Source organism: Halorientalis persicus (genome assembly GCF_900110215.1).
Taxonomy (GTDB): Archaea; Halobacteriota; Halobacteria; order Halobacteriales; family Haloarculaceae; genus Halorientalis; species Halorientalis persica.
In genome coordinates this window covers 70,736-82,030 of record NZ_FOCX01000018.1, presented here as the reverse complement: position 1 = coordinate 82,030, position 11,295 = coordinate 70,736, and the positions used below count along the sequence as shown (strand labels likewise).

Annotated in this window: 8 protein-coding genes and 2 pseudogenes; 1 reads left to right on the top strand and 9 read right to left on the bottom strand. The window is 60.6% G+C overall.

Features of this window, described 5'->3' with window-relative positions; genetic code table 11:
- The 9 genes and pseudogenes from BMX17_RS17140 to BMX17_RS17100 all read right to left on the bottom strand — a co-directional run.
- Window positions 1-394: pseudogene (locus BMX17_RS17140) on the bottom strand (RNA-guided endonuclease TnpB family protein); the annotation flags it as partial.
- Between the two features lie 321 nt (window positions 395-715).
- Window positions 716-1,123 carry a DUF8160 family protein gene (locus BMX17_RS17135; protein WP_092662336.1) on the bottom strand — a complete coding sequence of 136 codons (408 nt, stop codon included), beginning with the start codon at window positions 1,121-1,123 and terminating at the stop codon, window positions 716-718.
- Window positions 1,120-1,938, bottom strand: coding sequence for a ParA family protein (locus BMX17_RS17130; RefSeq protein ID WP_092662335.1), 819 nt, complete (start codon window positions 1,936-1,938; stop codon window positions 1,120-1,122). The genes BMX17_RS17135 and BMX17_RS17130 overlap by 4 nt, the downstream gene beginning before the upstream one ends.
- A 436-nt stretch (window positions 1,939-2,374) precedes the next feature.
- Window positions 2,375-3,853 (bottom strand): MATE family efflux transporter, encoded by a 1,479-nt coding sequence (locus BMX17_RS17125; RefSeq protein ID WP_280141408.1) that lies wholly within the window; start codon window positions 3,851-3,853, stop codon window positions 2,375-2,377.
- A gap of 130 nt (window positions 3,854-3,983) precedes the next feature.
- The gene (locus tag BMX17_RS17120) at window positions 3,984-5,432 is read right to left on the bottom strand and encodes an amidase (protein ID WP_092662333.1); all 1,449 of its coding nucleotides are present in this window, start codon (window positions 5,430-5,432) and stop codon (window positions 3,984-3,986) included.
- 128 nt (window positions 5,433-5,560) lie between these two features.
- Window positions 5,561-5,647: pseudogene (locus BMX17_RS27550) on the bottom strand (DUF2804 family protein); the annotation flags it as partial.
- A gap of 111 nt (window positions 5,648-5,758) precedes the next feature.
- The gene (locus tag BMX17_RS17110) at window positions 5,759-6,403 is read right to left on the bottom strand and encodes an SDR family oxidoreductase (RefSeq protein WP_092662331.1); all 645 of its coding nucleotides are present in this window, start codon (window positions 6,401-6,403) and stop codon (window positions 5,759-5,761) included.
- Between the two features lie 127 nt (window positions 6,404-6,530).
- A complete protein-coding gene (locus BMX17_RS17105) occupies window positions 6,531-8,966 on the bottom strand; it encodes a heavy metal translocating P-type ATPase (RefSeq protein ID WP_092662329.1) in 2,436 nt (811 codons plus the stop codon).
- 1 nt (window position 8,967) lies between these two features.
- On the bottom strand, window positions 8,968-9,819 hold the full coding sequence (locus BMX17_RS17100; RefSeq protein WP_092662327.1) for a sulfite exporter TauE/SafE family protein: 852 nt from the start codon (window positions 9,817-9,819) through the stop codon (window positions 8,968-8,970).
- A gap of 193 nt (window positions 9,820-10,012) precedes the next feature.
- Between BMX17_RS17100 and BMX17_RS17095 the strand changes: the two genes are divergently transcribed.
- A complete protein-coding gene (locus BMX17_RS17095; protein WP_092662325.1) occupies window positions 10,013-11,287 on the top strand; it encodes a chloride channel protein in 1,275 nt (424 codons plus the stop codon).
- Window positions 11,288-11,295: the final 8 nt, after the last annotated feature.

The following is an 11,295-nucleotide window of genomic DNA, read 5'->3' as shown; positions in this document are numbered from 1 at the left end:
ACCCAGTGTCGGAAGAGCCCCTCTTCTCGTCAAGGTCGAAGCTCTTCCCGACGTAGGTAATCGAACGGTAGTCCCGTGGTGCCTTCCACTGGAGTTTGCCGACGTTGTAGCCGTTTTCTTTGAGCGCGGAGAGACCGTGGAGGTTGTGGTGGAAACGGCGGACGGTGGCCTGCATAGCAGTACTGGAGAGCTGCTTCCATTCGGGCCACCTGCTGCGCCAGTCCTTCACTTTCTGGTTTTGGTCGTACCGCGTGGGCTTGTCGTTCTCAGGGGCGTTCTCGTAGTCGTGGAGAACGTGGTTGTAGAGTTGGCGGTGGTGGTCAAGATGGTACTCACACGCTTCCTCGTGCCCTTCTTGCTCGGGGTACGCTTGAAAGCGGTGCGAGTAATCCATCGCTGTATGGCGAATGTGCGACTCTACGGTGTTAAAAGCTGCCGCGGGTGTCGGCCTTCACCCCCGCCCACGGTGGGGCGGGGTACCCGGCCTCGGTTTCTTCATGGATCGCGAGGGTTTCCTCTGGTGTGGGAAGCGTCTCGTCAGCCATCCGAACGAGTTCTTTGGAGAGCGTCTTCAGTCATTGTGTGTATGTTTCTGCTGTAAAGTGAGTCCCACTTAAGCCTCACACGCGGGTGCGCTCGCACAAAGCGGCGAAGCCGTCCCAAATGGCAGGGAATATCCCATTATACAATATCTCAGATCCACTTCTACGTGAAGTCATCCGTCACCGAGTTCTGAAAGCCGAGCCTGGATTTCCTCAGCATCTGCCTCAGAGAGAGCATCAACACCGATCTGCACAAGTAGCGGGTAGAAGTGGCGGTTCTTCTTGAATTCGTTCTGGCCCGCCTTGCGGAGCTTTAGCTGGGTTTCGAGGTAGGTATCCTCCATCTCCTCAAGGACATCGTCGGGGATGTAGATCGTCCGCCCGTTCCACTCGTCCTTGATATTCGTCTTCGTTTTGCTCGTTTCGTTCGTTTCACTCGTTGAAGTCGGTTCGGTCGTTTCAGTCGATGAACTAGTTTCCACGGTTTTACTCACCTCACTCGTTTCGCCGGAATCGACCTCGTCGTCCTCCTCTTCGTAGTTGCCCTCAATGCCGGAAGCATCACCCCAGCCGTCGCTCATGCTTCCACCTCCTCAGGTGTGGCCTTCTCAAACGTCTCGTCGAACAGGTCGGCAATCTCGTTGAACAAGTCGCGTGCATCCTCGACGCGCTGGTTCTCCTTGCCGAAGCCGAAGACAGACACTCCTTCGCCAATCGACTGGGAGAGGTCGGTCCGCTTCGGGATCTCGAACACTGGGAGTGAGTACGCTGACTTGATCTCCTCGATGGTGTCGCGATGTTCGCCGTTCTGTTCGACACGGTTACAAACAATCGCGAGCCGATTGATGTCTCCGTACGCCTGTTCGAGGGAACTCAGCTGCTTTGCGAAAATCTGGAGGCTGTTGGCGTTGAGCTTCTCGGGAATGACTGGGATGACGACGTTGCCGGTCGCGACGAGAGCGTTGTCGGTGAGGACGTTCAGGGATGGCGGTGTGTCGACGATGATGTAGTCGTAGTCCTCGTCGAGTTCGTCGAGAGTCATCTCCAGTCGTTCTCGACTCTTCGGTGCCTCAAGCAACGTCTGGATGTTCTTGTTGTTCGCAAGTTTCTCACTCGCGGGGAGGATGTCGAATTCCTCGTGCTCAACGATGATGTCATTCACCAACTCCATCTGGTCGAAATCAAGGACGTCGAACAGCGTTGTACGGTCGGTATCGTAGTATAGATCGTTGTAGCCAAGCGAGCAGGTGAGCCCCCCGTGATAGTCGATGTCGACGAGGAGGACGTCGTGGTCCCGGGCGGAGAGTGCGCCCCCTGTGTGAATGACGTCAGTCGTCTTCCCGGCACCTCCCTTCTGATTCGCCACAGTGATTCGTGCGGTGTTGGTATCGGTCATTTCTTCGTTAACTTCGTTATGTTCGTTTCGTTCGTTTTGGCCGTTTAGTTCGGTGCGTTCGGTGAGGGTATTTCACTCGATGAGAGGACTACTACTATGTTAAAACCAATTGTTCGTTTCGTTCATTGAGTCTGATGCACTCGTTGCCATCAACTCATTCGTTACGTTCGTTTCTTTTATTCGTTCCGTTCATCAAGTACGGACAGCCCGGTTCTCCTCAACCAGTTCGTTCCTCAGAATGCGTTCAATCCGTTCATTTTTCTCGTTCTGTTCGTTTCCAAACGCGAGTGGGAAGATCAGTCCCTCGAAGAGAGCCCGCTCCCGGTGTAGTGAACGTTCCTCGTGAAGGGAGCGTTTCGGCGACCTGTGGCGTCTCGTTGGACACGACTGGCAGCGACGCAGTCGTTTCGTCGTGGTCGGCTGTCGGCTCGTGACCTCAGTCGTCGGCTGTCGGCTCCGGGCGGTACGCGCGGCTGACGACCTTCCACGACCCGGTATCGAACCGATAGTACGTGACGAGCGCAGGGACGAGTGTCTCGAAGACGAGGGCAACATACAGGGCTGGCAGTCCCAGCGGCGTCACCGCAGCCAGCGGGCCAAACGGGATAGTGACCGCGCCAGCGTACGCCAGCGGAAGTGTCACGGCATAGAGCCCGAGGAATTGTCCATAGAGCGGCCAGCGCGTGTCACCGCTCGCCCTGAGTGGTCCGGTCGTCCCGGCGTTGATGCCACGGAAGACGACGCTGATAGCGGCGACGACGACGAACGTGGTGACGAGCGGCACCATCCCAGGGTCGGACACGAACAGACCCGCAACCTGACGGGCGAGCACGATCACAGCCACCGCACCGATCGCGTACACGACGGTTCCGAAGAGCAGAATCTCGCGAGCGTAGGTATCCGCGTGCTGTTCGTCTCCCGTGCCGAGCACCTGGCCGACGAGGCTGCTCGACGCGAGCGAGAAGCCCCACCCGGGCGTATCGAGGAGGTCTCGCACACGACGTGCGACGACGTACGCGGCTGCGACGTTGGGGCCGAACAGGGCTACGACGGCGAGCATCGGGATCTGGGCCCCGCGCCGTGCGAGGTTCGTGAACGCCAGCGGTGCGCCGATGGTGACGATATCGCGGAGTTCACTCGCCGTCACCGGTGGTGCCGAGAGGTCGATGGTGACCGGGAACTGGCCGACGATCGGTAGTCGGAGGCCGACGAACCCCGCGACGAAGCATGCGAGCACGACGACGTTGGCGACGACCGTCCCGATGGCGGCACCGACGACGCCGAGTCCGAACCCGAAGATGAGGACGGCGTTGATGGCGACGTTGATGACCGCGCCAGTACCCCGCAGCATCATCGGCGTCCAGGCATCGTCGGCCCCGACGAGTGTGCGACTCCCGATGAGATTGAGTGCGGCGAACGGGACGCCAAAGGCCACGACACGGAGATACTCCGTGCCGTACGACAGCGCCGCACCGTCGCTGGCGATGAGCCCGACGAACCACTCGGGGACGGCCCAGAAGACGACGGCCAGTGGCACCATCGTCGCGAGAACGACGAACGCGCTCGTCGTGACCGCCAGCGAGATGAATTCGGGCGCGTCGGCCCCGTACCGCTGGGAGACGAGACTGATGGTGGCCCCGGCGACGCCGCCCCCGGTTGCGAACGCGAGCGCCCAGAACGGCGTTGCGAACCCGACGCCCGCGATGGCTGCCGCTCCCAACGCCGTGCCGACCATCGCGACATCGGCCGCGGACTTGGACATCCGCGCCACACCGGTCACGATGCGCGGCCACGCCAGATCTGTCGTCTCTTCGGCACGCCCACGGTCGACGACGCCGCCCCGTGCCAGCAGGGCACCGACACCGAGCAGTAGCCAACGAATTGGATTTGGGACGCGTCGGTCGCGAGAACCCACTATCGAATGGCAGGGGGCTGCGCCTGAAATCTCTTAAGATTCGTGCTATCGGTGGACAGAAATCGATGAGCCTGAAATCAATCACCTGACGACCTGTTCTGTGAATCTGCAGGGTAACAGAGTGTACCGTCTACTTGGCTGCGGGATAGCGATCCGTCCAGGGCCGGGCTCGTTCAAGCGCTGCGGCGGTGCTCAGGATATCCTTTTCAGCAAACCGGTTGCCGACGATCTGCAGGCCAACCGGAAGCCCGTCATCGGTGAGGCCGGCAGGCACTGACGCTGCAGGATGGCCGGTCAGGTTGAACACCCACGTCAGCATCGCATCGGTCGGGACACCCATCACCGACTGGCCGTCGATTGCTGTCGGGTAGCCGTTCGCGAGATGTTTGCTGTACGGTGGGACCGTAAGTGTCGGCGTCACGAGGACATCATAGTCTGTGAGGATGGCTTCGATGCCGTCGTATGCAGCCGTCCGGGGGACGTTCTGGAGTCGTTCGGCAGTGGCGTCGGTCTCCGTTCCGAGTGCGATCGTCGAGCGGACAGTCTCCTCGACGTCAGCCGTCTCGAAGTCGATGTCGTACCGCTCGGCGATCTGCTGTGCGAACGCACTGAAGAAGACGCCGACCTGCTCGACGTAGGCCATCGACAGGTCCTCGTACGGTGGGAGAGACACGTCGACAGTATCGACGGTCGCACCCGCCGCTGCAAGATCATCGACAGCAGCCGAAACCGTCGCACGCACTGCCGGTGCGACCGGTTGCAGATCCAAATTCGGGCTATATGCCACCGCGAGCTCGTCTGTCGCCCGGTCGGTCGCCTGCACGTAGTCCGACTCCGGACGAGGGACGCTGAACGGATCTCGTCTGTCCTGTCCCGCGAGGACATCCAGGAACACAGCTGTGTCCTCGGCGGTCCGGGCCATCGGCCCGCCGACGAAAAACGGCGAGTGGGTGCTGAACCCATCGTCGGCAACGCGCTCGGGAACCAGTCCGAACGTGGGCTTCAGGCCGATGACGTTACAGCAGGCGGCGGGGACACGTAGCGAGCCGCCAATATCCGAGCCGGTCGCGAGTTGCACTGCACCTGTTGCGAGTGCAGCCGCCGAGCCGCCAGAGGACCCACCAGCCGATCGGTCGTGATCGAACGGTGTCGGTGTCGCCCCCGCGATGCGGTTCTCCGTCTTGATCGTGTGACCAAGGGCTGGTGTATTGGTAGTTCCGATGATGACTGCGCCAGCGGCTTCCAACCGTTCGACAGCAATCGAATCCACCTCGGCGACGTTGTCTGCCAGTGGCGCGAGACCCATCGTATTTCGAACTCCTGCTTTCCGACTCCGGAGATCCTTGATCGCAACCGGGACGCCGTGAAGTGGACCGAGATTCTCACCGCGAGCGGCCGCTCGATCGGCCGTACGGGCGCGCTCACGAGCCGTGTCTTCGAGGACAGTAATGAACGCGTTCAACTCCGCAGTCGCCTCGATACGTTCCAGCGCCGTCTCGACGAGTGCTAGAGACGAGTGCGTTCCATCACGCACTGCCGTTGCGAGTTCACGTACCGACTGCGCCGCCAGCGCTGACATACCTCGACATATTTGGAGACGAGAGAATAAAGCCTCGTGGCCGTTCGCTGGTCACTGCCGATGCAGACGGCCTCGGCAAGACTGTAACACCGCCCGGTACGTCTCGGGGCTTGATCGGCGGCCGTTCATCATCGGTTTTGTACTTCTTCGGCAAACCCGATAACCGCGTCAACTTCGAGCGTAGTTCCGTCGTCGAGGACGAGCGACCCCGAGTAGTGGCCGAAGACCTAATGCTGGATGGTCTTGAGGAGTCCCAGGTTGATCGCCACATTGCGGTCGAACAGTGGCTCGAACTGCATGTCGACGCGATCGTCGGAACTCGTGATTTACTCGTCGGGGATGATCGCCTGCTCGATCGGAGTCTCACCGCCGAAGAGGCGAATGGTCTCGCCGGTCGTCGCCGCAGTTTCGAGACAGGCGACGACCGTTTGTGCCACGTCGGCTCGCGGGATATCGTCGCCGTCCTCACCCCGGTGCTCGAAGGCCACCGAGATCTGACCAGTTCCCTCGTCGTCGGTGAGCGCGGTCGGTCGCACAATCGTCGCCTCGAGTCCTGTGGACCGCAGATAGTCGTCGGCGGATCGCTTGGCGACCAGATACGGCCGAATGGCCTCCGGGGCAGCGAGTGGGTTGCTGGCCTGGATGGAACTGATCATCACGAAGCGGTCGATGCCCTGCTCGACACAGGCGTCGATCGTTCGCCGTGCGCCCCAGAGATCAATCATGAGTGTCTTGTCCCAGCCAGTGTCCCCGCCGGCACCGGCCGTGAACACGACCGCGTCGGCGCCCTCGAGTGCCGTGGCGAACTCACCTTCGAGGTCACCGAGGCGGGGCTCCCCACCCCGTTCGCGGATTGTCTCGAACTGGGCCTCGTCACGGACGACCCCGATCGGGTCGTGCCCGGCGTCCGCGAGTCGCTGGACCAGTTCGCGGCCGATGCCACCGTTCGCGCCGATCACTGCGACGTTCATTGTGTGTGGACTATCGTGGGTCTACAGCAATAGGGCTAGGGCCGCGTGTGGAGTTACGGCGAGTCTGGGAGAATGTCTCCCTTTGAGGCAGGGAGGATGTCAGGCCCGATGCTTGGCGGTCGACCGTTCAGTCCGAGTGTGCGGGAGATCCCAGTTGGTCGTTGCCCTCGCTAGAGTCGGTCGCGGCCACCTGCTCTCCGTTCGCCGGAAGGAGTCGGCGCTTCGAGTTGAAGACGACGATGAGACTACTGATTGCCATCATAACGGCGGCGATCAACGGCGTGATTAGGCCAGCCATCGCCAGTGGGAGCGCGATCGCGTTGTAGCCAGCCGCCCAGAGGAGGTTCTGTTTGATTCGGCCTCGCGTTTCACTCGCCAGCTCGAAGACCTCGGGAACGGCGTCGAGACGGTCGTCCAGTACTACCGCGTCGGCCGCCTCGATCGCCAGATCGGTGCTGCTCGAAACAGCGATCCCGAGATCTGCGCTCGCGAGAGCGGGCGCGTCGTTCGTTCCATCACCGATCATCGTCGTCGTCCCGCGCTCGCGGAGTCCTTGAACGATCACCTCCTTCGACTCGGGGCGCACGCCTGCAAATACGTGATCGATTGCTGGATGGTTCGCGAACGTCTCGGTCATCCGTTCGTCGTCACCGGTCAGCACGACGATGTCCCGGTCCGCAGCCGCGAGATCGGAAACCACGCGGTCCCAGTTCTCGCGCGGCGTATCTCGGACCGAGACGATCCCCTGGACGACACCGTCCCAGGCAACCGCCGTGGGATGGGTACCCGATTCGTAGGCGTCCGTGATGGCTGCGTCGATCTCCGCAGGAACCGTCCACTCGTCGGCGTCGAAGGAGTCTGGATGGCCGACAACTACGCGGGTATCGTCGACGAGGGCCGATACCGTACGGTCGGCGCTCTCGAAACTTGATACAGAACGTGTGGTCGGCGGGGCAGCATCGTCGATCGCAGCGGCGATGGGGTGGCTCGACCGTCGTTCGACGGCGGCCGCCATCGCAAGCACTTCGTCGGGGTCGTCGCCGACGACGTCCACAAGCTCCATGTCTCCCGTGGTGAGCGTCCCGGTCTTGTCGAACACGACGACTTCGGAGTCGTCGATCCGCTCGAGCACTGTCTCGTTGAGGACGAGCACCTGATTGTCGGTGGCATCACGGGTGGCCGCCGCGAGGGCGAGCGGGGTAGCGATCCCGAGCGAGCACGGACACGAGACCACTAACACGGAGACACCGGCCAGTATAGCGGTATTCGGGTCGTTGCCAAGGACGAACCAGCCAGTCGCAGTCAGTGCGGCAAGCCCGAGTACGAGCGGGACGAACAGTACCGCAAAACGGTTGACCATATGCTGGACGCCTGTCGCAGAACTCTTGACGTTCCAGAGGAGTTCGACGAGGCGATCCATCGTGCTGGTGTTTTCTGGTCCAACTTCGACGACAACCGCATTGTCAGTGGGGATCGACCCGCCGAGTACGTCGTCCCCGACGGATTTTCGTTGCGGGAGAGATTCACCCGTGATGAGTGCCTCATCGATCGCGGCAGTCCCGTCAATGATCTGGCCGTCGACTGGGATCCGTTCGCCGGGTTTGACTAATAGCTGATCGCCGGGCTCACACGCTGCAATGTCGATGGTTTCGGTGGCCTCGCTGTCGTCGTCGAGCCGGCGGGCCTCCTCGACGCGTGAATCAGTGAGGTCAGCGCGATTCCCGAGCGCAGCGCGTTTGACCCGTGACTCGAGATGGTTGCCGATAGTGACGATTGCAAGGACCATCACTGCGACGTCGAAGTACGGGTCGCGCCCGCCCGTGAAGTAGGTGGCCAGCGAGTAGAGATACGCTGCGAGCACCGCGATGGCGATCAACACGTCCATGTTCGGGCGCCCGACTTTCAGGCTCACGTAGGCCCCGCGGAAGATGGGGTATCCGAGCCCGATAACGATGAGTGTGCTCCAGACCGCGAGCGGCCCGAACACCATCGCCTCGACGGTACTCCCGTAGAGGAAGCTCTCGGGATAGATGCCGAGATACACCGGATAGATGAACAGGACGTAGAGAATCAACACGGGCATCATCAGTACCGCCGCGAGTACTGCACGGTATTTGCCGAACTCGACGCGTGAACGCAGCGAGTCGTTTTCCTCGTCGGGATCGTGGGCCTGATAGCCAAGTCGACTGAGTGCAGCGGCGATCGCGTCGTGATCGACGTGGTCAGGATCGTACACCACCTGCGCCATTTCGGTCGCGTAGCTCGCACGTGCCTCGTGAACGCCGTCCGCTTCCTCGGCAAGGAGTTCGATGAATCCTTCGCAGGTCTGACAGTGCATGCCGTCGATCGAGAGGTAGGCCGTCTCGGCACCCTCGGGGACATCGGGTCGGGAATCCCCGGCCGCGACGCGGTCACGGACGGCCGCAATGGAGAGGTCGACATCCTCACCGTTGTCGACCAGGCGTGCGACCTCTAGACACCCCCGACAGCAGAACTCGCCGTCGATGGCCTCGTCGATGATTGGGTCTTCGACAGGGAGGTCACAGAGTGTGCAGGTGGACATGTTACGCAACCGCCCCCGAGTCGGCGATCGGTTGGTAGTACGGGATGTCGGGCAACGGGAGCATGACGCCAAACCGCATGAGCCCCATCGCCAACAGTACGTATCCGAGCCCGATGAACAACACACCGAGTCCATAGTGGACCACCTGTCGCTGGCGGGCGCTCACTGTCTGGATCACCGTTCCGTAGAGGAACACACTCGGGATCGTCCCGAGGCCGAGCGCGGCGAGCGAGAGGAGGCCATGTACAGGCGAGCCCTGTGCGAACGCGTACAGGAATGCGGGATAGAGCAGCATACACGGCAACAGTCCATGCAGTGCGCCGAGGCCGACGATGCCGATGCCGTTGACCCAGCGGTCGATCCGTGTCGAGATCACTGTGTAGGTTCGCGCGAATACTGATCCGATACCAGTATCGGCAATCACACCTTCGACGGCTCCTTGTTGGTAGCCGGCTACCCGGGTGACTCCCATCCCGAGGATTGCCACGCCGATACAGATGCCGACGACACCCTGGACTGGCCCGAGAATCCCGGCGAGCCCGATCGTCCCGTAGAGGAGCGCGCCGGCAGTCCCGAAGACAGCTCCGATGAGGGCGTAGCTCATCGTCCGGCCGAGGTTGAACAGCGTGTGCTGTCGCACTTCATAGAGGGTGAGTGCGCCCGACCAGCGGTCGTCGGTTTCCAGACGCTCGGCGTAGGTTGCAACGAGCGGTCCGCACATTCCAATACAGTGTGCACCGCCGAGGAGGCCAATCAGAAAAAACACGACCAGTCCGTAGCCACTCGTGATACCAATTTCACTCAGTTGTACTAGAACTGCCGATATCATACTCGCGGCTGGCAGAGCCAGCATAGATTAGAGTATACAAATCGTCCTGTGTAGTGGGTTTCGTTTCGTGCCGTGACTTCGAGTTTCCCTGTTGACATCCTCAGAGAATTGCTCTGCTGAATTCCCAGAAGGCAAATGGATAGCGTCGCTCTGAAGGCGGTCATGGTCAAAGCAAAATTGATTACCTACTCCATCCGGTAGAGTAGCCCACACGGCGATGGTTGGTATACCGAGGGACGGCTACCAAGGACGCACCATCTCGCTCGCGGTTCGCAACCTCTCCCGCGTCGTCCTTCTCGCAGTCTGTCTCGCTACCGTCATCGGGCTTATGACGGGTGCATTCCTTCGCATTCTCTACTGGATTACGTCTCTCCTCTGGAAAACAATTCCAGAGGCGATCACAGTATTGCCGAATCATCCGGTGTATACAATTCTTATCTGTACTGTCGGAGGTATCACGCTCGGACTCGGGCGCATCCATTTTGGCGACTATCCGGGCGGTGTCGAAGAATTACTGGCCGAAATCCGTGGCGGCGGGACCGTTGATCACGATGAAATCTCGAAAGGGGCAATAAATTCGCTGGTCTCGCTCTCCTTCGGGGCGAGTCTCGGTCCCGAACTTGCGTTAATGGCGATTGGCGGTGGGATGAGCTCACACGCTCTCGCGAGGTTGAAACATGCGAGGCGTACTGCGTGGACTGGGACGATCGCGGGTACGAGTACGTCGTTCCAAGACCTCTGTTTTCCTGCGACCGGTGGACTCAATCGCCCCGTCAAAAATGGCGACGTCCCCCTGGTTCCACGATGGTGGAAGTGGCTACCGGGGCTTGCTGCGATTGCTCTTGGGCTCACGACTCTCAAAGTAGCCGCTGGAAACGGGTTACATTTCGGGTACGCCGTCCCCGAGTTCCGTTCGACGAACCCGACATGGCGTCTCATCGCAGCAGCTCTCTTTGGGGCACTCGGAGGGTTCGTTTCCATGATGTACCTCCGCTTTCGACATCTATTACAAGCCCATCAAGGAGAGGAAAATCACCTCATTCGTTCAACGGTTGGAGGTCTCGCTCTGGGGTTCGCTGGAGCTGTGGCACCGAGATTACTGTTCTCAGGTCAGGAAGCTATCGGTACGCTCTTTGCTGGGCTTCCGCTCACAGCCGAGGTGTTGCTCGTGGCTGGGGTCGCGAAAATTATGCTGGTGAGCGTGATGCTGGAGACTGGCTGGAAAGGTGGCCCAATATTTCCGCTTTTGGCTGGAGGTGCAGCCATTGGGGCAGCACTCGCGCACATAGTCCCTGGAATCGGTTCTGTGGTCGGATTGACTGCAATGATGGCTGGCGTGCCGGCTGGTGAACTGTCCCGACCATTACTCATCGCCGGGACAGTAGCACTGTTTTACTCGAGTTCACTGTTCATCGTTGCAGGTATCGGTGCCGTCGCTGGAACACTTGTCGTTCGAACGGCACAGAACCGCGGTTCACCGCGACACTTGTGATGTCGTAA